Source organism: Christiangramia sediminicola, from assembly GCF_031344135.1.
Lineage (GTDB): Bacteria > Bacteroidota > Bacteroidia > Flavobacteriales > Flavobacteriaceae > Christiangramia > Christiangramia sediminicola.
In genome coordinates this window covers 1-26,255 of the sequence record NZ_JAVJIU010000002.1, presented here as the reverse complement: position 1 = coordinate 26,255, position 26,255 = coordinate 1, and the positions used below count along the sequence as shown (strand labels likewise).

General features: G+C 36.7%; 28 protein-coding genes and 1 rRNA gene. 17 read left to right on the top strand and 12 right to left on the bottom strand.

Annotated elements, in window-relative coordinates; all coding sequences use genetic code 11:
* Nucleotides 1-4 precede the first annotated feature (4 nt).
* The 4 genes from RE431_RS03920 to RE431_RS03905 are packed head-to-tail and all read right to left on the bottom strand — an operon-like array spanning nt 5 to nt 2,653.
* Nucleotides 5-676, bottom strand: a complete 672-nt coding sequence (locus RE431_RS03920; RefSeq protein WP_309560664.1) for a VOC family protein — start codon at nt 674-676, stop codon at nt 5-7.
* A gap of 2 nt (nt 677-678) precedes the next feature.
* Nucleotides 679-1,278, bottom strand: a complete 600-nt coding sequence (locus RE431_RS03915) for an LOG family protein (RefSeq protein WP_309560663.1) — start codon at nt 1,276-1,278, stop codon at nt 679-681.
* 3 nt (nt 1,279-1,281) lie between these two features.
* Nucleotides 1,282-2,127 (bottom strand): peptide chain release factor N(5)-glutamine methyltransferase, encoded by an 846-nt coding sequence (prmC, locus tag RE431_RS03910; protein WP_309560662.1) that lies wholly within the window; start codon nt 2,125-2,127, stop codon nt 1,282-1,284.
* 37 nt (nt 2,128-2,164) lie between these two features.
* Nucleotides 2,165-2,653, bottom strand: a complete 489-nt coding sequence (locus RE431_RS03905) for a GNAT family N-acetyltransferase (RefSeq protein WP_309560661.1) — start codon at nt 2,651-2,653, stop codon at nt 2,165-2,167.
* Nucleotides 2,654-2,681: 28 nt separating this feature from the next.
* Here RE431_RS03905 and ribD point away from each other — a divergent pair, with 28 nt between their 5' ends.
* Genes ribD through RE431_RS03885 form a run of 4 tightly spaced genes read left to right on the top strand, consistent with a single transcriptional unit; the run spans nt 2,682 to nt 5,800 of the window.
* A complete protein-coding gene (ribD, locus tag RE431_RS03900; RefSeq protein WP_309560660.1) occupies nt 2,682-3,725 on the top strand; it encodes a bifunctional diaminohydroxyphosphoribosylaminopyrimidine deaminase/5-amino-6-(5-phosphoribosylamino)uracil reductase RibD in 1,044 nt (347 codons plus the stop codon).
* Nucleotides 3,718-4,326: an HAD family hydrolase gene (locus tag RE431_RS03895; protein WP_309560659.1), complete on the top strand. Its 609-nt coding sequence runs from the start codon at nt 3,718-3,720 to the stop codon at nt 4,324-4,326. Before ribD ends, RE431_RS03895 begins: the two co-directional genes overlap by 8 nt.
* The gene (locus tag RE431_RS03890) at nt 4,323-5,195 is read left to right on the top strand and encodes an EamA family transporter (protein ID WP_309560658.1); all 873 of its coding nucleotides are present in this window, start codon (nt 4,323-4,325) and stop codon (nt 5,193-5,195) included. Before RE431_RS03895 ends, RE431_RS03890 begins: the two co-directional genes overlap by 4 nt.
* On the top strand, nt 5,192-5,800 hold the full coding sequence (locus RE431_RS03885; RefSeq protein ID WP_309560657.1) for an IMPACT family protein: 609 nt from the start codon (nt 5,192-5,194) through the stop codon (nt 5,798-5,800). The genes RE431_RS03890 and RE431_RS03885 overlap by 4 nt, the downstream gene beginning before the upstream one ends.
* Here RE431_RS03885 and RE431_RS03880 read toward each other — a convergent pair.
* On the bottom strand, nt 5,797-6,195 hold the full coding sequence (locus RE431_RS03880; protein ID WP_309560656.1) for an acyl-CoA thioesterase: 399 nt from the start codon (nt 6,193-6,195) through the stop codon (nt 5,797-5,799). The genes RE431_RS03885 and RE431_RS03880 overlap by 4 nt on opposite strands.
* A gap of 205 nt (nt 6,196-6,400) precedes the next feature.
* Between RE431_RS03880 and dnaA the strand changes: the two genes are divergently transcribed.
* Genes dnaA through RE431_RS03865 form a run of 3 tightly spaced genes read left to right on the top strand, consistent with a single transcriptional unit; the run spans nt 6,401 to nt 9,028 of the window.
* Nucleotides 6,401-7,828, top strand: coding sequence for a chromosomal replication initiator protein DnaA (gene dnaA / locus RE431_RS03875; RefSeq protein ID WP_309560655.1), 1,428 nt, complete (start codon nt 6,401-6,403; stop codon nt 7,826-7,828).
* 10 nt (nt 7,829-7,838) lie between these two features.
* Entirely contained in the window at nt 7,839-8,306 is a 468-nt protein-coding gene (locus tag RE431_RS03870) for a low molecular weight protein-tyrosine-phosphatase (RefSeq protein ID WP_309560654.1), read from the top strand.
* Entirely contained in the window at nt 8,303-9,028 is a 726-nt protein-coding gene (locus tag RE431_RS03865) for an SAM-dependent methyltransferase (protein ID WP_309560653.1), read from the top strand. The genes RE431_RS03870 and RE431_RS03865 overlap by 4 nt, the downstream gene beginning before the upstream one ends.
* Here the strand turns inward: RE431_RS03865 and RE431_RS03860 are convergent.
* From RE431_RS03860 to dapF, 4 genes are all read right to left on the bottom strand, one after another.
* The gene (locus RE431_RS03860; protein WP_309560652.1) at nt 9,025-9,693 is read right to left on the bottom strand and encodes a peptidoglycan-binding protein LysM; all 669 of its coding nucleotides are present in this window, start codon (nt 9,691-9,693) and stop codon (nt 9,025-9,027) included. The genes RE431_RS03865 and RE431_RS03860 overlap by 4 nt on opposite strands.
* A gap of 196 nt (nt 9,694-9,889) precedes the next feature.
* Entirely contained in the window at nt 9,890-10,933 is a 1,044-nt protein-coding gene (gene mltG / locus RE431_RS03855) for an endolytic transglycosylase MltG (RefSeq protein ID WP_309560651.1), read from the bottom strand.
* The gene (locus RE431_RS03850; RefSeq protein WP_309560650.1) at nt 10,923-11,453 is read right to left on the bottom strand and encodes a GNAT family N-acetyltransferase; all 531 of its coding nucleotides are present in this window, start codon (nt 11,451-11,453) and stop codon (nt 10,923-10,925) included. Before RE431_RS03850 ends, mltG begins: the two co-directional genes overlap by 11 nt.
* Nucleotides 11,447-12,235: a diaminopimelate epimerase gene (gene dapF, locus RE431_RS03845; protein WP_309560649.1), complete on the bottom strand. Its 789-nt coding sequence runs from the start codon at nt 12,233-12,235 to the stop codon at nt 11,447-11,449. The genes RE431_RS03850 and dapF overlap by 7 nt, the downstream gene beginning before the upstream one ends.
* Before the next feature lie 131 nt (nt 12,236-12,366).
* Here dapF and RE431_RS03840 point away from each other — a divergent pair, with 131 nt between their 5' ends.
* From RE431_RS03840 to RE431_RS03815, 6 genes are all read left to right on the top strand, one after another.
* Nucleotides 12,367-13,761, top strand: a complete 1,395-nt coding sequence (locus RE431_RS03840) for a trypsin-like peptidase domain-containing protein (RefSeq protein WP_309560648.1) — start codon at nt 12,367-12,369, stop codon at nt 13,759-13,761.
* A gap of 123 nt (nt 13,762-13,884) precedes the next feature.
* Nucleotides 13,885-15,333 carry a glyceraldehyde-3-phosphate dehydrogenase gene (locus tag RE431_RS03835; protein ID WP_309560647.1) on the top strand — a complete coding sequence of 483 codons (1,449 nt, stop codon included), beginning with the start codon at nt 13,885-13,887 and terminating at the stop codon, nt 15,331-15,333.
* Nucleotides 15,334-15,535: 202 nt separating this feature from the next.
* The gene (locus RE431_RS03830; RefSeq protein ID WP_309560646.1) at nt 15,536-16,129 is read left to right on the top strand and encodes a hypothetical protein; all 594 of its coding nucleotides are present in this window, start codon (nt 15,536-15,538) and stop codon (nt 16,127-16,129) included.
* Nucleotides 16,130-16,162: 33 nt separating this feature from the next.
* Nucleotides 16,163-16,843, top strand: coding sequence for a tRNA (guanosine(37)-N1)-methyltransferase TrmD (trmD, locus tag RE431_RS03825; protein ID WP_309560645.1), 681 nt, complete (start codon nt 16,163-16,165; stop codon nt 16,841-16,843).
* A 117-nt stretch (nt 16,844-16,960) separates the two neighbouring features.
* Nucleotides 16,961-17,314, top strand: a complete 354-nt coding sequence (gene rplS, locus RE431_RS03820) for a 50S ribosomal protein L19 (RefSeq protein ID WP_309560644.1) — start codon at nt 16,961-16,963, stop codon at nt 17,312-17,314.
* A gap of 569 nt (nt 17,315-17,883) precedes the next feature.
* On the top strand, nt 17,884-20,112 hold the full coding sequence (locus RE431_RS03815) for an NADP-dependent isocitrate dehydrogenase (RefSeq protein ID WP_309560643.1): 2,229 nt from the start codon (nt 17,884-17,886) through the stop codon (nt 20,110-20,112).
* Between the two features lie 46 nt (nt 20,113-20,158).
* Here the strand turns inward: RE431_RS03815 and RE431_RS03810 are convergent, their stop codons facing one another.
* Entirely contained in the window at nt 20,159-20,776 is a 618-nt protein-coding gene (locus tag RE431_RS03810; protein ID WP_309560642.1) for a DEAD/DEAH box helicase, read from the bottom strand.
* A 140-nt stretch (nt 20,777-20,916) separates the two neighbouring features.
* Here RE431_RS03810 and RE431_RS03805 point away from each other — a divergent pair, with 140 nt between their 5' ends.
* From RE431_RS03805 to RE431_RS03790, 4 genes are read left to right on the top strand one after another with little or no spacing between them, the layout of a single operon-like run.
* Complete coding sequence (locus RE431_RS03805) at nt 20,917-22,143, top strand: multidrug effflux MFS transporter (protein WP_309560641.1); 1,227 nt, start codon at nt 20,917-20,919, stop codon at nt 22,141-22,143.
* A 30-nt stretch (nt 22,144-22,173) separates the two neighbouring features.
* A complete protein-coding gene (locus RE431_RS03800; RefSeq protein WP_309560640.1) occupies nt 22,174-24,561 on the top strand; it encodes a TonB-dependent receptor in 2,388 nt (795 codons plus the stop codon).
* Complete coding sequence (locus RE431_RS03795) at nt 24,562-25,371, top strand: DUF4249 domain-containing protein (protein WP_309560639.1); 810 nt, start codon at nt 24,562-24,564, stop codon at nt 25,369-25,371. It abuts the gene before it with no gap.
* A gap of 1 nt (nt 25,372) precedes the next feature.
* Nucleotides 25,373-25,594, top strand: a complete 222-nt coding sequence (locus tag RE431_RS03790; RefSeq protein WP_309560638.1) for a DUF6095 family protein — start codon at nt 25,373-25,375, stop codon at nt 25,592-25,594.
* 12 nt (nt 25,595-25,606) lie between these two features.
* On the opposite strand, the gene RE431_RS03785 is transcribed toward RE431_RS03790, so the two are convergent.
* Together RE431_RS03785 and rrf are read right to left on the bottom strand one after the other, a co-directional pair.
* The gene (locus RE431_RS03785; protein ID WP_309560637.1) at nt 25,607-26,053 is read right to left on the bottom strand and encodes a hypothetical protein; all 447 of its coding nucleotides are present in this window, start codon (nt 26,051-26,053) and stop codon (nt 25,607-25,609) included.
* Between the two features lie 117 nt (nt 26,054-26,170).
* Nucleotides 26,171-26,255, bottom strand: a 5S ribosomal RNA gene (gene rrf / locus RE431_RS03780); the annotation flags it as partial.

The following is a 26,255-nucleotide window of genomic DNA, read 5'->3' as shown; positions in this document are numbered from 1 at the left end:
GTATTTATAGTTCTTCGATCTTCAGAATATCATTATTGAAGATCATATGGTAGTTCTTATATTTATGTTCAAAATCCATTTCGAAATCTGAAGCATATGCCGTATCTCCTGTAGGAAACCAATCTTTTTCATTCTTATTAATAGTGATCACCAAACCTGATGCTTCACCTATAGCGCAAAATTTTTCCAGATCACCGTCAAATTTATCAAGAAGACAGTCCAGTTTCATTTTCTCGAATTTCTCCTGAATATTATTCGTAGCGAGTCCGATTTCTGCCAGACCTACTATATTTTCAGCATTAAAGATTGCAGATTCTGGCTTGCTGAAATCTCTTCTGGAAATAAATTCTATGATGTTATTATCCTCATCGTAGAAGTAAACAGACTTTGCCTGCCAATTACTAAAATCTACGATCTTTTCATCATTAAATTGCTGGATCGCCCTTTTTCCATCAAGCCAGGCAACTGCCTCCTCTTCCTGCCGGTCTGGAATATGGAAAGCGATATGGTAAGGCGTTGCTTCTTTTCTATATTCGAATCTTAAAATGGAATAACCAGACTTTATCTCAAAAGAGTTTTCTGAATAATTGCTGATATTAAAACCAAGCAAATCCCGGTAAAACTTCAATTGTGCTTCAATATTATTACTGAAAACTAAAAGCCTGTTGATCTTCATTTCTAAGTCTGATTTTTATTCATCCACTTTGGAACCGGTTTTGGCTCAAAATTTCTCATTTGCTTCAAAAGGTCATCAAAATCATCTGAAACTAAAAGAATATCTAGATTATCCTGCTTAAGTAAACCCTTTGAGGTCATTTTATTTAGCATATGAATGAGATCGTCGTAAAAGCCATTAATATTTAATAATCCTATCGGCTTTCTATGTAAACCCAATTGTGCCCAAGTAACGATCTCAAAAAGTTCTTCGAAAGTTCCAAATCCACCGGGTAAAGTTATAAACGCATCACTCAACTCATTCATGGTAAGTTTTCGCTCATGCATATCTTGTGTGGTGATTAATTCATCCAGACCGTTATGTACAACTTCCTTGGTTTTTAGAAAATCTGGGATCACACCGGTGGCATTCCCACCATGATCCATGACACCTCTGGCAACCTGTCCCATGAGTCCAAGCTTACTTCCACCGTATACCAGCTGGATATCTTCCTCTGCCATTCTCTTCCCAACTGTGTAAGCAGTATTATATATTTGTTGATCATTCCCGTCGCTACTTGCGCAAAAAACAGCTAATTTATTGATCGTATTTTGTTTGCTCATCGTTTAAAGTTTTACAGCTTTCAACATCCTGTAATTCCCAAAAATATCCTTTTTGAGCTCAGCCTCAAAACCAAATTGCTCTACCAAAAGTTTTGTTTCTTCAGACAAGTATTGATTGATCTCAAAATACAACTTCCCTCCCTCTTTCAGCGACTCTTTGGCCAACTGGGTGATCTTTCGGTAAAAGATCAACGCGTCATTATCTGCTACATATAGTGCAAGGTCAGGTTCATGCTTTAGCACATTCTTTTGCATAGAATCTTTTTCTAATTCCCGCACATATGGTGGATTTGAAACAATGATATCGAATTTCTGATCCAGCTTTTTCGTTTCCAGGATATTCAATTCAGAAAACTGAATTTCAGCTGAATTTAACTCTGCATTTTTTCTGGCCAACTCTATTGCCTGGGAAGAAATATCATAAGTTGAAATATTGGCATTTTCCAGCTCCATTTTAAGACTAATAGGAATACAACCGGTTCCCGTACCAATATCAAGAACTTTCAGGTTCTTGTCCTTTTGATGATCTGAAACGATCCATCCAACCAGTTCTTCAGTTTCCGGTCTTGGGATAAGCACGTTCTTATTTACCAGAAATTTCCGACCGTAAAATTCAGTGTTTCCGGTAATGTACTGGATTGGTTCATGAAGCTTCAGCCTCTCCAATGCCTTCTCAAATTTTAATCGCAGCTCTTCAGAAAGTTCAAAATGTGGATCCAGAGCGACATCTATTCTTTTCTTACCCGAAAATTCTTCTGTTAGAATATAGAAGAAAGAACCGATCTCGGTTAAAGGAAATTCATTCTTTAGCTCCTGCTCGAACTTTAGTTTAATATGAGAAAGCTGCATTGATTCAATTTGATTTCTGAACGAATTCAGAATTTTATCAGGTTAGTTCTTTGGTCATAAAAACCGTGCAATTGTAATGTCCCGTGTCACCCAAAGGCTTTTCAATCACTTCAAAACCATTCTTATCATATAGCCTACGAGCATTTTCCATATATGGTAATGTTTCGATATAGCATTTTGTAAATCCATGCTCCCTACCAAAATCAATGCATTTATTGATCATTTGCATACCAATCCCTCTTCCCCTGGCTTCAGGTAAAAAATACATTTTCTGAAGTTCGCAAACTTCAGTTTCCAAACCTGTAAGTGGAGCAATACCAGCGCCACCTATGATCTTTGAATTCTCTTCTACCACAAAATATTCTCTGCGCTCACCTTCATAGGTCAATGTCATATCATCAAGCGCCTTGTCTTCATATGCCGTTCCAACTTTAGGAACTCCCATTTCCACGAGGACAGACCTAATTAAGTCTTTAACCTGCTGATTATCTTCGGGTTTTATTTCCCGAATTTTCCATGTGTTCATTCTGCCTAATTAATTCTATTTTTGTGAGGTGAATATACACGAAAAATACATAAAACGCTGTATAGAATTAGCCCAAAACGGGCTTGGAACGACCTATCCAAATCCGATGGTTGGAAGCGTAGTCGTGCATGAAGAAAAGATCATTGGTGAAGGCTGGCATCAAAAAGCCGGAGAGCCACATGCCGAGGTAAATGCTATCAATTCTGTTAAAGACAAAAGCCTTCTTAAGAAAGCCACTATTTATGTGAGTCTTGAGCCTTGTAGCCATTTCGGCAAAACACCGCCATGCAGCGACCTTATTATTGAAAAAGAAATCAGGAAAGTTGTGATTGGGACCATGGATCCCTTTGCCAAGGTTGCTGGGAGAGGTATAAAAAAGCTTATGGATGCAGGCTGTGAAGTCAATGTGGGAATTCTGGAGAAGGAATGCCTTGAGCTGAATAAACGCTTTTTCACTTTTCATAAAAAGCATAGGCCTTACATAATTCTAAAATGGGCTCAAACACAAGATGGCTTTATTGCACCTACTGAGCGAGATGAAAAAAGACCCGTGTGGATCACGAATAAATATTCCGGAATCCTGGTGCATAAATGGCGCAGCGAGGAAGCGGCAATTCTTGTTGGCACAAGCACAGCAATACAGGATAATCCATCTTTGAATGTTAGAAAATGGACCGGGAATGATCCCGTTAGAATTGTTATAGACAAAGACCTGAAGATCCCGAAAAATTACGCTCTGCTTGATGGAAATATAAAAACCATAGTTTTATATAATTCTACTGAAAACCCTATTGAAAAAGAGAACCTCATTTTTAGAAAATTTGATTTTACTGAAAATATTGCGGAACAGGTTTGCAATATGCTTTATGAAAATGAAACTCAGGCGGTAATCATCGAAGGAGGAACCCAGACGATACAGCAATTCATTGATGCTAATCTATGGGATGAGGCAAGAATATTCAAAGGAAAATCAAGTTTCAGTACCGGTGTTGCAGCACCAATATTGATAGGTAAACTGGTATCTGAGAAAATGATTTCAAGTGATCAATTAAAAATTTACAAAAATGATTAAGACGATAATATTCGATTTTGGTGATGTTTTTATCAACCTTGATAAGCAGGGCACTAATAAGAAACTGAAGGAAATGAATATTGAATACCTTCCAGAATCCATCACTGCCAAGAATCGTGATTATGAACAGGGCTTTGTGACTTCAGATGAGATTTCAGAATATTATCGCACAGAGTATCCTCAACTAGACAGCGATAATTTTGTTGATTCCTGGAACTCGATGTTGCTGGATTTTCCAGAATACAGGTTAAAATTTATTCAAAAACTTGCTGAAGAAAAGAATTTCAAATTGATCCTTTTAAGCAACACTAACGATCACCATATAGAATATATAAAAAAAGAAGTTCCGTTTTTTAAGGATTTCCAGGATTGCTTTGATGCATTTTATCTTTCTCATGAAATAGGCATGCGTAAGCCAAATCCAGATATCTTCGAATATGTTCTTGACCAAAATAATTTGAAAGCTGAAGAATGTCTTTTTATAGATGATACATCTGAAAATACTGATGCGGCAAAAAAACTAGGTTTTCATACCTGGAATATAGAACCAACCCGCGAAGATGTCATAGATCTTTTCACCACTAAAAGCGATCTATTTTGATTTACCTGCTTTTAAGCGTTCTATCCTCAACAATAATATTTGTCGTATTCCGACTGTATAAAAAATTTGGTGTCAACACCCTGCAGGCGATCGTTGTAAACTATTTTATAGCCTGCACCGTAGGTTTTTTCGGATATATCGAAGGATCTGATCTTTCTCATGTCCCTTCTGAAAATTGGTTTCCCGGTGCCTTGATGTTGGGGATTCTATTTATCACTGTTTTCAACCTGGCAGCGATCACTACTCAAAAGAGCGGATTATCTGTAGTAGCTGTAGCTACTAAAATGTCTGTAGCCATACCCGTTCTCTGTGGAATCTTCCTTTACAATGAAAGTACAGGAATTCTAAAGATCCTGGGAATTTTATTTGCCCTGGTAGCCGTGTATCTAACCTCCATAAAAACGGAGGAGGGCATCAGTATCAAAAAGGAGAACCTTATTTTTCCACTCCTGGTGTTTCTTGGAAGCGGAATTATTGATACCAGCATAAAATACCTTGAAACCAGCTATGTTTCTGAAACTGATGTAGGCTTATTCTCTTCTACCATTTTTGCTACCGCTGGTAGTCTCGGTATACTCATCCTGATAGGTCAAGGAGTCATGGGTAATTTAAAGATTTCTTTCAAAAATATCCTTGGTGGAATTGCGCTAGGTATACCAAATTATTATTCCATCTATTTCCTGGTAATGGCATTGCGTAGCGAAGGCTTTGACAGTTCTACCATATTCACCATGAATCATGTGGCGATCGTCACTGTTTCCACCTTGGTAGGGATACTCCTTTTCAAAGAAAAATTGATCAGAAAAAACTGGATAGGACTTATCCTGGCTGTGATTAGTATAATTCTTGTAGCAAATTCTGCGATATGAAAGACACCTATCAAAGTATAACCAAAGCATCTCCTGAGGTACTTTTTAAGGACAGGAATTCAAAATTCTTTGGTTATGCATTTCCAATAAAAACAGAGGAAGAGGCGAATTATCATTTAGAAGAATTGAAAGCCAAACACCATAAAGCAAGACATTGGTGCTACGCCTGGCAATTAGGGAAGGAAGACTATCAATATCGCGCAAATGATGATGGAGAGCCCTCAAATTCAGCAGGGATGCCTATTTACGGACAGATACAATCGTTTGATGTTACAAACATTCTAATTGTAGTAGTTAGATATTTTGGTGGAGTTAAACTTGGAGTTGGCGGATTGATAAATGCCTACAAAACCGCTGCACAGATGGCGCTGGAAGAATCTGATATTCTTAAAAGAACTATTGACGAAGTCTTTATCGTCAAGTTTGATTATCCAGAAATGAATAAGGTCATGCAGGTTATCAAAAAGAATAATTTGAATGTGATAGATCAGAAACTGGAAATAGATTGCAAGATCTTTATCGCGGTAAGAAAAAAAGATGCGGAAGGCATCTATGAGAAATTTGATAATACCTATAAAGTAGAAATTTCGAAACTCGAGGATTAATTATTTAACCTCTCGTGAATATATTCAGGACAACGTATAGGTCTTCTAGTTTTTGAGTCCATAAAAACTAAAATTGAAGTCGCTGAAGTTACCTTTTCACCACTTTCATTATAGATAACATAGTCGAATATAATTTTAACATTTGGGGTTTCCCGTAATCGCGTCTCGATCTTCAAATTTTCATCAAAAGTAATTGGTTTGTGATATTTTAAATTTAATTCGAATACCGGCAACATTATCCCTTCCTCTTCCATACTTTTGTAAGAGACCCCTAAAGAGCCTAACCACTCAATTCGCGCTATTTCAAGGTATTGCGGGTAGTTTCCGTGGTGTACAACACCCATCTGGTCAGTCTCGGCATATCGGACTTTAACAAAAGTTTCGTGTGATTTCATGTAATTTTAATAGCCTTTCTGGGAAAGGTTTTTTATATTCAGGCTCGGAAGTAAGTATGCATAAATTTTTCTTAAAATTCAACCCCAAAATGGTTTTTTTTTTACATTTTTTGTTCACATATTTGTTCCGCTCAAGTTGGGTAACCAAGTTTATTCAACTGCCACTTAGAACTTACTACTAACCTAAATTAACGTTTAACTAATAATGTCAAAAACTGCGCAATCGGTTTGGAATAACTGTCTGTCATTTATTCAGGATAACATTACACCTCAAGCATATAAAACATGGTTTGAACCTATCCAAGCAGTGAAACTTACAGATTGTGCCTTAAGCATACAGGTGCCCTCTAAGTTTTTCTATGAATGGCTAGAGGAACATTACGTTAAACTATTAAAGGTATCGCTAACCCGTGAACTTGGTGAAAAAGCTAAGCTGGTTTATGTGATCAAGATGGAGAATACTTACGGTAACAAATTACCTTTTACTGAAAAGATCCCAAGTACTCAACGATCACAAATGGCATCACAGGAAGTTGATGTGCCAATCAAGAATAAAAGTCCGGAGCTTAAGAATCCTTTTATCATTCCTGGTATCAGAAATGTAAAGATCGAATCTCAGCTTAACCCGAATTACAACTTTGAGAATTTCCTGGAAGGGGAATCTAACAGATTGGCAAGATCAGCAGGGCTGGCTGTAGCGAACAAGCCCGGAGGTACTTCATTTAACCCACTACTTATATTTGGTGGTGTTGGATTAGGTAAAACGCACCTTGCACACGCCATAGGTGTAGAGATAAAAGACAAATATCCAGAAAAGACGGTATTATATATTTCAGCTGAAAAATTCACTCAGCAGTATATAGAGTCTGTAAAGAAAAATAATCGTAACGATTTCATCCATTTCTACCAGATCATAGATGTACTAGTTGTAGATGATATTCAGTTACTTTCAGGTAAGGCGGGAACACAGGATGTATTTTTCCATATTTTCAACCACCTTCACCAAAACGGAAAGCAGGTTATTTTAACCAGCGATAAAGCACCGGTTGATATGCAGGATATCGAACAGCGTTTGCTTTCGAGATTCAAATGGGGACTTTCTGCAGAACTTCAGCATCCAGATTTCGAAACTCGTGTTTCAATTATAAAGAACAAACTTTATCGAGATGGTGTAGAAATGCCTGAAGATATCGTTGAATTCCTTGCGAATAACATCAAGACGAATATCAGAGAGCTGGAAGGAGCAATTATTTCTTTGATCGCTCATTCATCTTTTAACAAAAAAGATATCACCCTGGAATTGGCTAAAAAGATCGTTGATAATTACGTTAAGAATACTAAACGTGAAGTTTCAATAGATTATATCCAGAAAGTGGTAAGTGATTATTTCCAGATGGATGTAGACACTTTACAGTCTAAAACAAGAAAGCGTCATATTGTTCAGGCTAGACAACTGGCGATGTTCTTTGCGAAGAAATTTACCAAAGCATCTTTAGCAAGTATTGGTTCGCAAATTGGAAGTCGTGATCATGCTACTGTATTACATGCTTGCAAAACAGTTGATAATCTTGCTTCTACAGATAAGCAATTCAAGAAATTTGTTGAAGACCTCAACAAGAAGCTCACATTATAAAATTTAATTTATGAAAACCAGGGTATTGATGGTGTGCCTCGGCAATATTTGCAGATCACCACTGGCCGAAGGTATTCTTAAATCTAAGGTTGATTCCACTAAAGTTTTTGTAGACTCTGCAGGAACCGGAAGCTGGCATGTTGGATCTAAACCCGATAGCAGATCTATAGCAATTGCCAAAAGAAAGGATCTTGACATCACAGATCAACGCGGAAGACAATTTTCAAAAAAGGATTTTGAAGATTTTGATTATATCTTCACTATGGATAATTCCAACTTTAAAGACGTAATGTCTCTTGCTGAAACAGATGAAGATCGCCAAAAGGTTCACCTTATTCTAGAAGAAATATTCCCATCTGAAAATGTTGACGTTCCAGATCCTTATCACGGTGGTGAGCAAGGATTTGAAAATGTTTATATGATGTTAGATGAAGCTTGCACTCTAATTGCAGAGAAACTGGAAAACGGAACCTTATGAGTTCGAACCAGAACTTCGGAAAATTATATCTCATTCCGGTAGGACTTGGAGATTCCAATCCGGAAAAGGTTTTTCCTCCAATGAATGCGATAATAATCGATTCTATAAATGACTTTATTGTAGAAAACGAGAAGTCTGCCCGACGCTTCATCAAGCAAATACTTCCTGAGAAATCTCAACAATCTTTAATATTAAAGGGATTAAATAAGTTTACCGATGCGGCAGAGATCCCAACATTTCTGGATGCTGCTAAAAACGGAAAAAATATAGGTTTATTAAGCGAAGCAGGCTGTCCCGGTGTTGCAGATCCAGGTGCTGAGATCGTAAAACTTGCGCATAGATATAATATTCAGGTCGTTCCTTTAATTGGCCCATCTTCTATTCTTCTAGCTATGATGGCTAGTGGAATGAATGGCCAGAGTTTTACTTTTCATGGCTATTTACCCATAGATAAAAAGGACAGAAAACACGAGTTAAAACAACTTGAAAGAATTTCTTCGGAAAAAAATCAGGCACAGATATTTATAGAGACTCCCTACAGAAATATGAGATTTCTAGAAGATCTCATACAAACACTTCACCCAACGACGAGGATTTGCGTAGCCTGTAATCTTACTCTGGAAACAGAGTTCATAAAAACCGCAACGGCTTCAGAATGGAAGAATATAAAAACCGATCTCCACAAGAGACCGGCTATATTTATTATTCAGAAAGATATTTAAGCTGAAAGTCGATCGAAATCTACTCTGGCATTCTTCTCAGTTTTAACAAAAGAAACATCGTATCCACCGAAACGCTTCATATAAGTTTTGATGGTTGTTCCAAATGCGTCACTAAATGCCTGAGCTCCCCAGCTTCTAAGATACTTCTTAACACTGCCAGGACCTGCAAGATGCGCCGCAGCTAAAATACCAGATTCGGTAATTTCAACTCCATTGATAGTCTTCCCAACAAATCTCTTGATATCACGCTGAAGAATCCACTTATTCCTGGAAGCATTCGCATAAAATGCAGCTTCCTGAAGAACTGGTGAATTAAGAAACTCAATACTATTGTAAATACCAACTAGTTTTAGAGTTCCTTTACCAAACTGATATTTTCCCAGATATCCATACTCATTAATGGATTTATAATCACCTCTGGACTCTTTAAAGGCCAAAGCTTCTTTAAAACCAACATATGATTTACCTAAAAAAGGAGAAGTGTGGGAGATTTCGAATTCTGGAATTATCTCATCCCTAAGATCAAGAACCGTATAGTCCAGGTCAAGATCGTAAGTGGAATATTGTTCCAGATCTAAATTTGCAGCTTTCTTAGTTGAGAAACTAAAAAATATTGAGCCCGCTACAAGAGGCAAGATTGAAAATTTTGCAATTTTCTTTCTCATTGCTTTCGTTTTTGAAAGGTTAATGGAAGACCTATATCATAAGTCATACCCCTTTCATATTCGCCGGGCAAATGTATAACAAATTTTAATAATTTGAATTACAGGCTGTTAAACATTAATTAAAGTTATCGCGCTCTTAACAAAACAATAACTTACTGGTATTCAAAAACTTAAAGTTTCCTCAATAAAACAGCGTTTATCTTTTTATTCCCTGACGATTGATCCAACGCACATATTCCTGCTTATTTCGGTTATGCTGGGCAAGGTTTTTGGCAAATTTGTGGTAGCCGAAATTTTCCACATTTGCCACAAAATAGTAGAAATCATGTTTCTCATAATTCAAGACAGCCTCTATAGAAGATATATCAGGCATAGAAATTGGGCCCGGTGGAATTTCACGATATTTATAGGTATTATATGGCGAATCTAATTCAAGATCCTTGTAAAGCACTCTTTTGATGATCGTATCAAAATTTCCGGTTTTTTCTTTAATAGCATAAATAACTGTAGGATCGGCATCCAGTTTCCAACCATCATTATACCTGTTCATATAAACGCCGGCTACTCTTGGTCTTTCATCTACTTTAGCTGTTTCTTTCTGAACTATGGACGCAATTACAGTAACTTCTTTTGGTGTTAAACCAATTTCTTCGGCTCTCTTTTTTCTTTTTTCATTCCAGAATCGATTATATTCCTTTTTCATTCTATCTCTGAATTCTTCCGCAGAAGTATTCCAATAAAATTCATATTGATTCGGAATATATAGATTCAATGCATTTCTAATATCCAGATCGTTATTTTTCAGATAAGTTTCATCCTGGAAAGTTTCTAAAAGTTCAAGACTATCAGCCTCGATCTGGCCTGAAATACGACCGGCAAGGTCTTCCAATCTTTCTTGATTATTAAAGATCACTTTTACTGGTTTATTACCAATTCTTAATTGATTAACCAGTTCATTATTATTCATTCCTTTCTTCAGAAAATAACGCCCGGGTCTGATGTTATTGGCATATCCCTTTTTTTGCGCCACCAGGGAAAACGATTCTATATCCTTAATGTAAGGTCGTAATGAGTCTAACACCGTTTGATAATCTGCTCCAGTTGGAACATACACTACCTGCTCTTTAGAATCAAAACTAGTATTTGAAGAAAATATGCTGTTATAGACATAATACCCAAAAATTCCAAAACCTAAAACTCCCAGCACCAGGACGGCGACTAATATTTTTTTAATGTACATTGCTTATTAATTGATATAGCCATTCATCCTTGTATTCACCATTGAACAGCGTCCAGTCTTTTTTTAGACCAACTTTTCTAAAACCATTATTTTCAAAAACCCGCATACTGTCTTTATTGCCTTCAGTAACATTGGCATAAACCTGATGCAGACCAAGATGTGTAAAACAGAAATCGCATATCAAGGAAAGACTTTCTGATCCAAAACCTTTATTCCTGTCTTTCTTATTTGCGATAAGTATACCAAGAGATGCGCGTTTATCTCTGGGCTCAAGGTCAAAAACATCGATTAAACCCACTCGCCTACCTCTTTTTGTACAGATTACCAGGCGCAACTGCTTAATGTCATAAATATCACGATGGGCATTTTCTATATATTGTCTTATAAGGAATTTAGAATATGGAGATTGCGTAGAACTAATCTCCCAGAAATCTTCATTATTCTCTATTTCATGAACAAAGTCAAGATCTTCTGGCTCCAAAGCCCTTAAAAATACTTTCTGACCTTTTAATGTTAGCATAAAATCTCTCCTTTGAAGACTAACTCTGCAGGTCCGGATAACCATACATTAGAGAAGCCTTTTTCAGATTCACTAAATTTAACCGATAATTCTCCACCCGGAGTAATTAATTTCACTTTATCAGAATTGGTTCTTTTAGACCTATATGCTGCCAGTGCTACTGCTGTAACTCCAGTACCACAAGATAGAGTTTCATCTTCCACTCCCCTTTCATAGGTTCTTACAGAAAAAGTATCTTCTGAAATCGGTTCCACGAAATTTACGTTCGTACCATTATTAGCTTTATACCTATCAGAATACCTAATCTCAGAACCTTCCTTCTTTAAATCTATTTCAGAAACATTATCAGTAAATATGACGTGATGTGGAGAGCCCGTATCCATGAATAAAAAATCCTTTTCAATCTCCAAATGATTCACATCTTGCATTTTAAGACTAACGATCCCACTCTCAATCACCGCGTCATGTATTCCATCTATAGCAGTAAATCTTGCTGAATCTTTTATGATCTCAAGATGTTTGGCGAACGCTACGAGACATCTACCACCATTCCCACACATACTACTTTCATTGCCATCGGCATTAAAATAGACCATTTTAAAATCATCTTGGGGATCTTCAGAATTCTCGAGAAGAATGAGTCCGTCACCACCAATTCCGAATTTCCTGTCACAAAGATGATTTACCAATTTGGTATCATTTTTGGAGAATTTATTATCCCGATTATCGATCATAACAAAGTCGTTACCGGTACCCTGATATTTATAAAATGTCAGCTTCATAAGTCATTTTAAAGTGGCACAAATATACAATTTTGAAGAGGAATTCCGGGGTGTTAAATGGTCGTTAAATTTATGTTTTAAGCATAATAATCTGGTCATCTAAATTGTTAATTAATTAAATAACATCCGAAATGAAAAAAATAGCAAGCCTACTATTCGTTTCTATTCTTGGAGGAGCGGTGACTTTAGGAAGTTACAAGCTTTTCTTCGATGAAGAATCTGAACAATTTTTACCACAGGAAACAGAAAATTCTTTTATCCCGGTTTCAAAAACCCATGCTTACGGAACCAATGCAGATTTTACCGAAGCTGCTGAAAAAACAGTACATGCCGTTGTTCACGTAAAAAATGTTGCCGTATTCAAAGGAGGCCCTAGAAGTATCTGGGAATACACCCCTTATGGAAATAATGGCGGAAGAGCCCTACAGGGAGCTGGTTCAGGAGTTATCATAACACCAGACGGTTATATTGTCACCAACAATCATGTGATTGACGGAGCTAGTGAGATTGAAGTGACCCTGAATAACAATAAAACTTATAAAGCCGAAGTGATTGGCAGTGACCCAATCTCTGATATTGCCCTAATAAAGGTTGATGCGAATGAAGATCTGGAATATATTCCGTTCGGCAATTCTAATAACCTGGAATTAGGAGAATGGGTGCTGGCAGTTGGTAATCCGTTTAACCTGAAGTCAACTGTAACCGCAGGTATCATTAGTGCGAAAGCAAGAGATCTGAATGTTCGTGATAATTCACCACAGTCTTTTATTCAAACAGATGCTGCCATAAACCCTGGAAACAGCGGTGGTGCTTTGGTGAACATCAATGGTGAGCTTGTTGGAATTAACACGGCCATTAGCTCCCCTAGCGGAAGCTATATTGGTTATGCCTTTGCAGTTCCTTCAAATAACGCAAGAAAGATTGTTGAGGACATTATGGAATTTGGTGATGTTCAAAAAGGAATTCTGGGAATTAGAGGTGGAAGTCTTAATCCGCAGACTATCGAAAGACTCGATATAAATGAATCTCAGGGAGTATATGTTTCAGAAGTTACACCGGGAAGCGGCGCAGAAAAATCAGGGATTCGTCAAAATGATATCATCAGGAAAATTGACAATATTGAGATCAATAAATTTTCAGACCTAACGGGATATATTAATTCAAAAAGGCCTGGAGATGAAGTTATGGTAAGATTACTTAGAAATGGAAAGGAACGAGAAGTGAGTGTCAAACTAACTGAACTTACTACTTTTGCCATTCCGGTTCTGGGACTTGAAGTTGCCAATGCATCTCCTGAAGAACTTAAAGAATATAAGGCACCAAATGGAGTAAGGATCAACCGAACTTTAAATGAAGATCTACCTTCTGCCGATCTTGTTGGAGGAATAATCGCCGAAATCAATAATCAAAAAGTATCTTCTATTAGAGACGTTGAAGAAATTATGCAAACCAGGACAAAATCTAATTCAATTGTGATCACTTACTACAATCAAAGAGGTGAAAAACAACGAATGATCTGGAGATAATTATTGCTATTGCTAATAAAATTGAACCCTTCCCTAATGGAAGGGTTTTTTATGCATAAAAACTTTTACGAAAACGTTTGAAATATATACTTTTGCCGAAAATTTATAACAACACAACTTAACATGGACTTTAATAAAGTTTACGAAAAAGAACTTTCTTTCCAGGCAGATCGCCGAAAAGCTACCGTAGAATTTATCAATATTGTAAGTGACCTATGGTATGATAAATCTATCGAGCTTGTATTATTCAGAAATCAACTAATCAATAGAAATGTAAGCGATATTCTGGATCTTCATGAATATGCTGCGGAATTTGTAGGAAAACCAATTTCTATCTTTGATTCTGTTGAGATCGCCAAGGCGATCCAGGATCTCAATCTTCCTCCTGCTAAACTTGATATCGGGAAATTAACTTACGAATACCATTTAGATGGTCAACCTCATAGCAATGCCATGGCCTTTGTTTCTAACAAGCTAAGTGATGCTAAAGAAACTGAGGCGGTTACCCCTAAAGATGTAGTTCTTTACGGTTTTGGCAGAATTGGTAGACTTGTGGCTCGTGAATTAATGACCAGAACAGGAAAAGGAAATCAGCTTAGACTTCGTGCTGTTGTAACAAGAGGTAAAGTAGACCAGAGCGTTCTGGAAAAAAGAGCTTCCCTGTTAAAAAGTGATTCAGTCCACGGTCCCTTTAGTGGAACGGTCAATGTGGATGAGAAAAATTCAGCATTGATCATTAACGGAACTACCGTACATATGATTTCTGCAAATCAGCCGGAAGATATAGATTACACTAAATACGGAATTAATAATGCGTTAGTTATTGATAACACTGGAGCATTTAGAGATAAAGAAGCATTAAGCAGACACCTTGTTTCTAAAGGAGCTGCCAAGGTATTGCTTACAGCTCCAGGAAAAGGAGTACCTAATATTGTGCATGGAGTTAATCAAAAAGAACACAGCCCTGAAGAGATCGATATTTTTTCAGCTGCATCCTGTACCACGAATGCCATCACGCCAGTGCTAAAAGCAATTCAGGATTCCCTGGGAGTAGTTCATGGACACCTTGAAACAATTCACGCATATACTAATGACCAGAACCTGGTTGATAATATGCATAATAAATACAGAAGAGGTCGTGCTGCGGGACTAAATATGGTAATTACTGAAACTGGTGCTGGAAAAGCCGTTTCTAAAGCATTGCCTGTTTTTGAAGGAAAACTAACCTCGAATGCGATTAGAGTTCCTGTTCCGAATGGTTCGCTAGCCATCCTTAACCTGGAAGTTGAAAAAGAAACAAGCCTGGAAAATGTAAATTCATTGCTTAAAAAATATGCGTTGGAAGGTGAACTTGTAGAGCAAATTCAATATTCAGTAGACAATGAGTTGGTATCATCAGACATTATTGGATCATCTGCACCAGCTATTTATGACAGTAACGCAACCATTGTTTCTGCAGACGGAAAAAATGTGATACTATATATATGGTATGATAATGAATACGGTTATAGCCATCAGGTTATTAGACTTGCTAAGTATATTGCAAAAGTAAGACGCTATACCTATTACTAGAATCTTATATTTTTTTAAAGAAAAGACCTGCCCAATCCGGCAGGTTTTTTTTATTTTTGCGCCACTTAAAACATTTTATAAAACTGATTCAAAACAATTTAAATTTTACAAAGGCGAAGCTCTTCCCGAAAATCTGAAATATACTAACCCAATATTTTCGCCATTTGTTTTAATGAACCAAACAAAATCAATCCCCAAGAAAATGAGTAACAAGCTTTACATTGTAGCTGTTTTTGTTATCGTAAGTGTATTTCAGATGAATGCCCAAACAGACAGCCTTAAGACCGAAACACCAATTCAGGATGAATTTTCAGCATTAATTCAGGAGTCTAACAATTACCAGGGTTATAAAGTGGTAGATTATGACAAGCTTATTGAGCTAAGAAATACTACCAGGAATTATATTACTGAATTAAAGGAAGAGATCATTGTTCAGAAGAACACAGCAGACCAGCAAAATGACGAAATTCAGCAATTAAAATCAGACCTGGAAGCGACCCAGGAAGACCTGAAAAGAGTTTCTGAAGAAAAAGATGCTTTGATGTTTTTAGGTATGCCTTTCTCAAAAGGTGGCTACAAAGCGATGATGTGGGGAATTGTTGGAGTGCTAATCGCATTATTATTGATCATATTTTTTAGATATAAGAGTTCACATGCTGCAACCCGTGATGCTCAGCAAAAATTAAGCGAGACCGAAAAAGAGTTTGATGCTTATCGAACTAAAGCACTTGAAAAAGAACAACGTCTTGGTAGAATGCTACAGGACGAAAAAAATAAGGCTAGCGGAAATATTTAGTCTGAAGGTTTTCTCAAAATTTAATCCTCTATAATGCGAATTGATATAATTACGGTAGTTCCGGATATTCTCAAAAGTCCTTTTGAAGCCTCTATTTTACAGAGGGCGATAAAAAAAGGTCTGGTAGAGATCCACTTTCATAATCTTCGCGATTATACTACAGATAATTATAAGCAGGTAGACGATTATCAATTTGGTGGTGGTGCAGGTATGGTGATGATGATAGAACCAATAGACAAATGTATTTCAGGATTGAAAGCTGAGCGGAATTATGATGAAGTCATTTACATGACTCCAGATGGAGCGACTCTAAATCAGAAAACAGCAAATAGCTTAAGTCTGAATGAAAATATCATCATTCTTTGCGGCCACTATAAAGGAGTAGATCAAAGAGTAAGAGATCAGTTTATCACTAAAGAAATTTCTATTGGCGATTATGTATTATCTGGAGGTGAACTTGGAGCTGCAGTTCTCTGTGATTCGATCATTCGATTAATTCCAGGTGTTCTAGGAAATGAAACCTCTGCCCTAACCGATTCTTTTCAGGATAATTTACTAGCTCCACCGGTTTATACGAGACCGGCAGAATATAAAGGTTGGGAGGTTCCAGAAATCCTTACTTCAGGAAATTTCCCGAAGATCGAGGAATGGCGTGAAAATGAGGCTTATGAGCGAACAAAAAGACTCCGACCAGACCTATTAGAAGAAGATTAATTTTTTCACTTACAGGCTTGTAGAATAATATAAATTGATTAATTTTGCACTCATTCTAGAATAACCTCTGGCGATAACCGTGGATGTTGTTTTAGGTTTTACATTAAACTATATAAAATGGAATCGTTAGTAAAATACGTTCAGGACGAATTCGTAGAAAGAAAAGATCTACCAGAATTTTCAGCAGGTGATACAATCACTGTGTATTACGAAATTAAAGAGGGTCAGAAGACCAGAACTCAGTTTTTTAGAGGAGTTGTAATTCAGAAGAGAGGAACAGGTTCTTCTCAAACTTTCACTATTAGAAAGATGAGTGGTACTGTTGGTGTAGAGAGAATATTCCCTATCAACCTTCCTGCTATCCAGAAGATCGAAATCAACAAGAAAGGTAGCGTTAGAAGAGCTAGAATCTTTTACTTCAGAGGTCTTACTGGTAAGAAAGCTCGTATTAAAGAAGCGATTAGAAAATAATTATTCTTTAAGAATACAATCTAAAGCCTCAATTTTTATTGAGGCTTTTTTTATGTCTATTACCATTATAAAAGATAGTTTTTAAAATGTTAAAAACCTTCTTTCAAAAATTGATTCTTCTTATATTTAGTATGAAATATCGTAGCGGTTAAAATGACAAAAGAATTTTTAATCTGGACGATGATTTCGTAAAGCAAGTTCTTTACATATCAGGTTTTTATCTTCTATATAACACTTTAATATTTTGTATTATCAAAATTCGTTTGAAAGATAAAAGCTATTTTGATTCAATTTTAATCCTTTAAAACTGAATCATTCGAAACAGTAGATTTAAAAAAGCTTAAAACGCTTTACATCATCTAAGTGATGAATTACTGTTTCCTGAAGCCATTTCATTTTAGCAATTAAGATGAAATGGCTTTTTTATTTCCAGATTTATGATTTCTTAACAACTGAGAACCCCTTTAGACTTAGGATAAAAGCCGTAAATACTGTATATTGCGCGTAAGATAACACCCTGGTATCATCCGGGGTTTTCTTTGAATATATTGCAACCAAAAACATAAAAAATGTCACAGAAAGAAAAAATAATTTATACTAAAACTGATGAGGCTCCAATGCTGGCAACTTATTCGTTCCTGCCAATTATTGAAGCTTTCACTAAAGCCGCAGGCGTAAGTCTTGAAACACGTGATATTTCATTAGCCGGTAGAATACTTTCTCAATTCCCAGATTATCTTAAAGAGGACCAGAAAGTAACCGATGATCTTGCTGAACTTGGTGAACTTGCCAAGAAGCCAGAAGCAAACATCATTAAATTACCAAATATTAGCGCATCTATTCCACAGCTGAAAAATGCGATCTCAGAATTACAATCTAAAGGTTTTGCGATACCAGATTATCCAGACGAACCTTCGAACGATAAAGAAAAAGAAATTCAGGCACGCTACGATAAAGTAAAAGGTAGTGCTGTAAATCCCGTATTAAGAGAAGGTAATTCAGACAGACGTGCTCCAAAGGCCGTTAAAAATTTCGCCAAGAAAAATCCTCATAGAATGGGAGAATGGAGTTCAGACTCTAAAACTCATGTAGCTACAATGAGTGAAGGTGACTTCAGGTCTAACGAAAAATCCCTTACTCTTTCCAGCGATGACATTTTAAAAATTGAATTTACTTCAGAAAGCGGAGATAAAAAGGTTTTAAAAGATAACCTGAAAGTATTGAATGGTGAAGTTGTAGATGCTACAGTAATGAGCAAAAAAGCACTTCTTGATTTTCTACGTAAAGAGGTTAAAGATGCTAAAGAAAAAGATGTCCTTTTCTCTCTTCATATGAAGGCTACAATGATGAAAGTATCAGACCCTATCATTTTTGGACATGCGGTTGAAGTTTTCTTTGAAGATGTATTCGAAAAATATGGAGCAGAACTTGAAAAAGCAGGTGCCGATCAAAATAGTGGTCTTGGAGATGTTCTGAATGCCATCGAAACGCTTCCTGAAGACAAGAGAAATGAGATCAAATCTGCAATAGAGAAAGATCTTAAAGACGGTCCTGATATCGCCATGGTAAATTCAGATGAGGGTATTACCAACCTTCACGTACCAAGTGATGTTATTATTGATGCTTCAATGCCTGCAATGATTAGAACTTCTGGACAAATGTGGAATGCTGAAGGAAAAACTCAGGACACAAAAGCTGTTATCCCAGATAGTTCATATGCGGGTCTATACCAGGCAACCATAGATTTCTGTAAGGAACATGGCGCATTTGATCCAACAACTATGGGAACAGTTCCTAATGTTGGTCTAATGGCTCAAAAGGCTGAAGAATACGGGTCTCATGACAAGACTTTTGAAATTCCATCAAACGGAACAGTAAAAGTTATCAATTCAAAGGGTGAGACCATACTTGAACATCATGTTGAAAAAGGAGATATCTGGAGAATGTGCCAGGTAAAAGATGCTCCAATTCAGGATTGGATCAAACTTGCTATCTCAAGAGCACAGGCTACAAAAATGCCGGCTGTATTCTGGTTAGATAAAAACAGAGCTCACGATGCCGAGCTGATCAAGAAAGTAAATAAATATTTACCAGAGCATAATACCGAAGGTTTGGAGATCAAGATCATGGCTCCAACCGAAGCTACAAAATACACCCTTGAGAGAGTAAAAGCTGGAAAAGACACAATTTCTGTTACAGGTAATGTTCTTAGAGATTACCTAACCGATCTTTTCCCTATTCTTGAACTCGGTACAAGTGCAAAGATGTTATCTATCGTGCCGTTGATGAATGGTGGTGGTCTATTTGAAACTGGTGCAGGTGGATCTGCTCCAAAGCATGTTCAGCAGTTTGTAAAAGAAGGTCATTTAAGATGGGATTCTTTAGGTGAGTTCCTTGCTTTAGCGGTCTCTCTTGAACATCTTGGAAATAAATATGATAATTCAAAAGCATTGACTCTTGCAGAAGCTCTGGATGAAGCTACCGAAAGATTCCTGAATGAAGGTAGGTCTCCTTCAAGAAAAGTCAATGAGCTTGATAACAGAGGAAGTCATTTCTACCTTGCCTTATACTGGGCAGAAGCGCTTTCTACACAAACAAGCAATACAGATCTTAATATCTACTTCGGAAGAGTTGCGAAGATGATGGAAGAAAACCAGGAAAAAATTCTTCAGGATCTGTTAGATGCTCAGGGATCTCCAGTAGATATTGGTGGATATTATGAGCCAGACGAAGAGCTTACGAAAAAAGCTATGCGTCCAAGTGATAAATTAAACGAGATTTTGGCGACAGACGCCTAATCAAATTGATATTTAAATTAAAAGCCCTGTGAAAGCAGGGCTTTTTTTATTTCTTAACTCTTACAATTTGAGCTCTGTCCATAAATTGTTCCTGCAATCGCTCTATTTTAGGCTCCATTTCAGCAGCAAATACAAGATATTGACATTTATTGATACTTAGCGGTATTCTTACCACATCATTGTATAAACCAGATTTCGCCATGAATTCAGCATCCTCAATGATAAATAACTGAAGTTGTCCAAGATGAATTCCAGTCATAGAAAACAGCTTACTTAATCTTTTTGGTGTGGCGATCACGATATCAACACCGTAGTAAATATCATCTTTTTGATCGTCGATATTCTGCTCTTCATAAGCGCAATAAATTCTTAGATCCATTTCTCGCGTAAAATCCCTGAATCTTTGCTCCAGTTCCAAAGCTGCCTCCTTATCCTTAACATAGATCAGTGCCCTTGGAGAATCCTCAAAAGCTTCGGCCTTTAATTTCTGAATCACACTAATTATTAAAGCTGTGGTTTTCCCAGCATTATCAGGCGCCAGACAATATAGATCTGCCCCGCTTTTAATTTTAGGCAAAGCTTTTTTCTGAAAAGCTGTAGGTGACTCATAACCTAGATCATTCAATGCTTCTTTTAATAAGGGATTCAGTTTTTTGAAGGACATGTTTAGTATTTATTAGCTCACAAAGGTCGCACTTTATTTTTGATAGCCTGCACTGATGAAACTAAATCGAAATAGTTTAATCTTTCGTTAAACAGCTTCAGAAATTAGAACAGCAATGCCTGTTTGCTGAAATTTGCATAATGATTCAAAATTCCGAAGAGAGAAACAAAAAACAGGAATATATTATCCTTCTGGTTCTGGGTACAATGATCGCTCTGGGACCATTTTCAATAGACGCTTATTTACCTGGATTTGAAAGTATTGCCCAGGATTTCAATACAACTATAAGCCAGATCGGGCTTACCCTTACCAGTTACTTTATTGGTATTTCTTTAGGCCAGCTTGCCTATGGGCCCATCATGGACAAATTTGGTAGAAAGAAGCCTTTACTTATTGGATTGGGTTTATACCTGTTATCAGCATTAAGCTGCATGTATTCTCCAAACCTGGAATGGTTGATCATTTCAAGATTTTTCCTCGCAGTTGGTGCAGCGGCTGGTATGGTTGCAGCAAAGGCAATAATTAGGGATATTTTCCCTGTAAATGAGGTTGCCGGCGCCATCTCTGTACTAATGCTTATTATGGGCGGAGCACCAATTATAGCACCTACAGTTGGGAGTTTTATTATTGACTCCTTCGGATGGAAAATGATCTTTCTATTCCTTGCTATGTTTTGCGCACTTATGATCATTAGTGTTACGAAATTTCTACCTGAAAGCATTGTCCCCGATAGAAAGGTAGACCTGAAACCAAAACAGGTTGCTATCAAATATTTCGGAATCTTAACCCACCCAAAATTCTCAAGTTTTGCTTTCTCCGGTAGTTTTGCAATTGGCGCCATGTTCGCCTACATCTCTGATGCGCCAAAACTATTTATGGGTAACTATGATCTGAGTCAGAAAGAATTTGGGATATTATTCGGTTTAAATGCCGGCGGATTGATCCTTGGAAGTCAGATAAACCGACTATTTTTAAGGAAATACACCACTCTACAAATCACCTTATTTAATAGTATGATCCTGGTTATATTATCGGGACTATTTCTGATCAATTCCATTTTCGAATTTGGCTTTATGACAACCGCCGTATTATTATTCTTTATGTTATTTCTATTAGGCTTCCAGAACCCAAACACAACAGCATTATCTCTAGAGCCATTTGAAAAGAAAGCAGGTAGAGCTTCAGCATTAATAGGAAGTTTAAAAATGGTATTAGGAGCACTTACGTCATTCATGGTAAGTTTTTTCCATACTTCCAGCACTATTCCGCTAGCGATAATTCTACTAACCTGTTTGTTTTTAAGTTCTCTTCTATTATTCATGTTTTCAAGAAAACAAAAGGAAAGTCTGAACCTAAGCGAAGCATAAACTTTTTTATTAGCATACTAAATTCTATTTTTGAATAAAAAATTGACTATCCGCTATTTAGCTCTCTTTCTGCTAATCCTACTTTTCCAAACCCAGACTTACGGGCAGGAACTATTTACTCTCAACGGAACTATTTCAGATGCCTCCAGTAATGAAACTCTTATTGGAGTTAATGTGATCTTTCCTGAAGCAAATACAGGAGTTGTAACCAATACTTATGGTTATTATTCCATAAAATTACCTGAAGGAGAATACAAGGTTCAGATCTCCTACCTGGGGTATCAGCCCATTCAGCAAACTATAAACCTATCAGAAGATAGAAAGATAAATTTTGAACTTCAAGAGGCTTCAGAAAATTTGGAGGAAGTTTTGATTACCAGCGATATCGAAGGCTTAAATATTAGAAAGCCTGAAATGAGCGTTAACAAACTATCCATCAGCACAATTCAGAGTTTACCAGTGGTTTTTGGTGAGGTTGATGTTGTAAAGTCATTATTATTACTTCCAGGTGTTTCCAATGCGGGAGAAGGATCTTCTGGTTTTAACGTTCGTGGTGGTGCAGTAGATCAGAATTTAATATTACTGGACGAAGCAACGATTTTCAATTCTTCACATTTATTCGGACTCTTTTCTGTGTTTAATCCAGATGCCATCAAAGATCTGAAACTTTATAAAGGAGGTATTCCAGCTGAATATGGTGGAAGAGTTTCATCTGTCCTCGATATTTATCAGAGAGATGGGAATAGTAAGGAATTTAAAATGCAGGGTGGAATTGGCGCAATTTCAAGCAGGTTACTTGCTGAAGGCCCCATTGTAAAAGATAAAGGTTCTTTTCTAATTGGTGGTAGGAGCTCATACGCCCATCTATTTTTGAAATTAACCGATAATGAGAATTCGGCATACTTCTATGATCTCAATACAAAGCTGAGCTATAAACTTGATGATAGTAACAAATTGCTTTTATCAGGATATTTTGGAAGGGATGTATTCAATATCAGTCAGAATTTTGAGAATACCTATGGAAACGCTGTTTTAAACCTTCGGTGGAATCATGTATTTTCAGATGATATATTCACCAACTTATCTGCGATCTACAGTGATTACTACTATGGCTTAAATTTGAACTTTGTAGGATTCAACTGGGACAGCGGAATTAAGAATTTGAATTTGAAGTATGATTTTAACCATTATATCAATGATGATTTTCAGCTGAAATATGGAATTCAGAATACCTATTATGAATTCAATCCAGGTGAAATTGAGCCAATTGATGAAACTTCCGGAATTAATTATTACAAGCTCATCAACAAATATGCCTTTGAAAATGCTGTGTATATTTCAGCAGAACATAGGTTGAGTGATAAATTTTCAGCGGAATATGGTTTAAGATTGAGCAATTTTTTCCGCCTTGGCCAGGATGAGATTAATTCTTATGCAAATAATCAGCCGGTAGCTTACGATCCTGAAAGGGGAATTTACAGTGAAGGTGAAATTCTTGACTCCTATAGTGTTTCCAGGAATAAATCGATCAAAGCTTACAATAACTTTGAGCCAAGGGCCGCGGTTTCTTATATGATCAACGATTCGCAATCCCTCAAGGCCAGTTATAATAGGATGGCTCAGTATCTTCACCTAATTTCCAATACCAGCTCTCCTACTCCACTGGATGTGTGGGCTCCAAGCGGTCAGTATATAAAGCCACAGATTTTAGATCAATTTGCGATTGGCTATTTCAGAAATATGAGCGATAGAGAATATTCGCTTGAAGTTGAAGGATTTTACAAGCAGATAGATAACAGGATCGATTATATAGACGGAGCGAATTTAATTGCTAATGATGCTATAGAACGAGTTGTTCTGAATGGTGAATCCAGAGCTTACGGGATGGAAGTTTTACTTCGTAAGAACGAAGGCAGATTAACTGGTTGGCTTAGTTATACATTATCAAAGTCTGAACAGCGTACACCAGGAAGAAGCGCTATAGAACCGGGAATAAATAATAGTGATTGGTATAACTCCAATTATGATAAAACACATGATTTAAGCATCACTTCAAGTTATGAACTGAACGATAAATGGCAATTTAATGCCAATTTCATATTTCAGACCGGACTGGCCACAACCTTCCCAAATGCTCAATACGAATACCAGGGAATTACTGTTCCCGTATACGGTGAGAGAAATGGAGATCGTTTGCCAGAATATCATCGTCTGGATCTTTCGGCTACCTTAACTCCGAAGAAAAATAAAAATAGAGACTTTCAGTCTTCGTGGAATTTCGGGATCTATAATGTTTATAACAGGCAGAATGCGTATTCTATAAGTTTCAGAGAGAATTCAGATACAAATCAGAATGAAGCCGTGAGATTATCATTATTCGGGATAATACCTTCTATAACCTATAATTTTAAATTTTAGATGAGAAGATTCAATTTCTATATCGTATTTATCATTTTTTTAGGATTGATCTCTTGTGAAGAAGTGGTTGATATTCCTTTAGAAGAAGCTCAACCTAGACTGGTCATTGATGCATCTATTGAATGGATAAAAGGAACTGATGGTAAACAACAGACAATAAGGATTACTAAAACAACTCCTTTCTACGATGAAGAATTGAATGCCGTTCCAAACGCCGAAGTGAAAGTTTATGCTGAATCGGGTGAAGAATTTACATTCAATTACGATCAGGCTGGAATGTATATTAATACCAATTTCATTCCTGAACTTAATAAAACATATTCACTGGAAGTGATCGTTGATGGTGAGATTTATACCGCTACTGAAACTTTTCAACCAGTAGTTGAAATAGATTATATAGAGCAATTAAATAATGGTGGCTTTTCAGGTGAAGATATCGAGATAAAAGCGTTTTATACAGATCCGGCCGCAACTGAAGATTATTATTTGTTTGAATTTATAAATGAAGATGTAACCCTGGAATTCTATGAAGATGAATTTACTAATGGAAACCAGATCTTTGGATATTATTCTACTGAGGACATTGAAAGTGGTGACGCTATAGAAATTCAGATTCAGGGGATCTCAAAAAGTTATTATGAATTTCTATTTATATTAAGATCTCAGGTTGGCACTAATCAGGGTGGCCCTTTTGAGACAATGCCAGCGACGGTAAAAGGAAACATAGTTAATAGAACCAATCAGGAAAATTATCCATTTGGCTATTTCAGGTTATCTGAAGTTGATTCCATGAATTATATAGTAGAGTAAGATGAAGCACACAAATAAACAAGTTCTGTCTACAGGAATAAAATATCTTGCTGGCGCGTTACCGTTAGTGATGATAGGCCCTTCCGTTCTATATAGCGCATTCAATAATCAGGATCATCCATTATATATTGCCGTTTTAATTCTAGGTATTTTAGCAACATTTGCGGCTATATTCTTAATGTTTAAAGGTATTATGACTATAGTGAAAGCCCTATTTGATTAATAATATTAAGCTTTAATCAAAAGCCACCTGTTCGTAGAATAATCCTGGTCCATCGCAATTCCACCAACTGCTTAAAAGGGTAATTTCATCAAGAGCCATATACAAATATTCTTCTTCCTCATTACTGCAATTTTCAATAAGACTGCTATCCTCGTTAAACTTTAGGACATAAGCTTTATTTCCTGATTCCACTATTTCAAAGGTACCGGTCGCTGTAATTGTTTGACCATTCTGAATTTTAGTCTTCACGAAAGTGTAGTCCTCGTTAAACTCATAAAATTGCTGATAATCCAGGTCATCACCAGTAATCTCGCTTCCAGCTAACGCACCGGTTATTTTGTAAAGACTCCATTTTTGTGGAAGGTCGGCGTAAATTAAATCCTTAGAAACTTCGTCCTTTTCATTGTTAGAACAGGATAATAAAAGTGCACCGATAATAAAGCTTAGAATGTATTTCATTGTTTGGCTGAATCTAATTTATATTATATAGATACAGATTTTTAGAATAGGTTGCGTGTAGATTTGACATCCACACATAAAAAAACCCTTTATCGGTAAGATAAAGGGTTTTCAAGAAGAAGGCGGCGACATACTCTCCCACAATGATAGCAGTACCATCTGCGCTAACGGGCTTAACTACTCTGTTCGGGATGGGAAGAGG

Coding starts and splice junctions, on each gene's coding strand:
- RE431_RS03920 (WP_309560664.1), bottom strand. CDS start 676: ATGAAGATCAACAGGCTTTTAGTTTTCAGTAATAATATTGAAGCACAA.
- RE431_RS03915 (WP_309560663.1), bottom strand. CDS start 1,278: ATGAGCAAACAAAATACGATCAATAAATTAGCTGTTTTTTGCGCAAGT.
- prmC (WP_309560662.1), bottom strand. CDS start 2,127: ATGCAGCTTTCTCATATTAAACTAAAGTTCGAGCAGGAGCTAAAGAAT.
- RE431_RS03905 (WP_309560661.1), bottom strand. CDS start 2,653: ATGAACACATGGAAAATTCGGGAAATAAAACCCGAAGATAATCAGCAG.
- RE431_RS03895 (WP_309560659.1), top strand. CDS start 3,718: ATGATTAAGACGATAATATTCGATTTTGGTGATGTTTTTATCAACCTT.
- RE431_RS03885 (WP_309560657.1), top strand. CDS start 5,192: ATGAAAGACACCTATCAAAGTATAACCAAAGCATCTCCTGAGGTACTT.
- RE431_RS03880 (WP_309560656.1), bottom strand. CDS start 6,195: ATGAAATCACACGAAACTTTTGTTAAAGTCCGATATGCCGAGACTGAC.
- dnaA (WP_309560655.1), top strand. CDS start 6,401: ATGTCAAAAACTGCGCAATCGGTTTGGAATAACTGTCTGTCATTTATT.
- RE431_RS03870 (WP_309560654.1), top strand. CDS start 7,839: ATGAAAACCAGGGTATTGATGGTGTGCCTCGGCAATATTTGCAGATCA.
- RE431_RS03865 (WP_309560653.1), top strand. CDS start 8,303: ATGAGTTCGAACCAGAACTTCGGAAAATTATATCTCATTCCGGTAGGA.
- RE431_RS03860 (WP_309560652.1), bottom strand. CDS start 9,693: ATGAGAAAGAAAATTGCAAAATTTTCAATCTTGCCTCTTGTAGCGGGC.
- mltG (WP_309560651.1), bottom strand. CDS start 10,933: ATGTACATTAAAAAAATATTAGTCGCCGTCCTGGTGCTGGGAGTTTTA.
- RE431_RS03850 (WP_309560650.1), bottom strand. CDS start 11,453: ATGCTAACATTAAAAGGTCAGAAAGTATTTTTAAGGGCTTTGGAGCCA.
- dapF (WP_309560649.1), bottom strand. CDS start 12,235: ATGAAGCTGACATTTTATAAATATCAGGGTACCGGTAACGACTTTGTT.
- RE431_RS03840 (WP_309560648.1), top strand. CDS start 12,367: ATGAAAAAAATAGCAAGCCTACTATTCGTTTCTATTCTTGGAGGAGCG.
- RE431_RS03835 (WP_309560647.1), top strand. CDS start 13,885: ATGGACTTTAATAAAGTTTACGAAAAAGAACTTTCTTTCCAGGCAGAT.
- RE431_RS03830 (WP_309560646.1), top strand. CDS start 15,536: ATGAGTAACAAGCTTTACATTGTAGCTGTTTTTGTTATCGTAAGTGTA.
- trmD (WP_309560645.1), top strand. CDS start 16,163: ATGCGAATTGATATAATTACGGTAGTTCCGGATATTCTCAAAAGTCCT.
- rplS (WP_309560644.1), top strand. CDS start 16,961: ATGGAATCGTTAGTAAAATACGTTCAGGACGAATTCGTAGAAAGAAAA.
- RE431_RS03815 (WP_309560643.1), top strand. CDS start 17,884: ATGTCACAGAAAGAAAAAATAATTTATACTAAAACTGATGAGGCTCCA.
- RE431_RS03810 (WP_309560642.1), bottom strand. CDS start 20,776: ATGTCCTTCAAAAAACTGAATCCCTTATTAAAAGAAGCATTGAATGAT.
- RE431_RS03805 (WP_309560641.1), top strand. CDS start 20,917: ATGATTCAAAATTCCGAAGAGAGAAACAAAAAACAGGAATATATTATC.
- RE431_RS03795 (WP_309560639.1), top strand. CDS start 24,562: ATGAGAAGATTCAATTTCTATATCGTATTTATCATTTTTTTAGGATTG.
- RE431_RS03790 (WP_309560638.1), top strand. CDS start 25,373: ATGAAGCACACAAATAAACAAGTTCTGTCTACAGGAATAAAATATCTT.
- RE431_RS03785 (WP_309560637.1), bottom strand. CDS start 26,053: ATGAAATACATTCTAAGCTTTATTATCGGTGCACTTTTATTATCCTGT.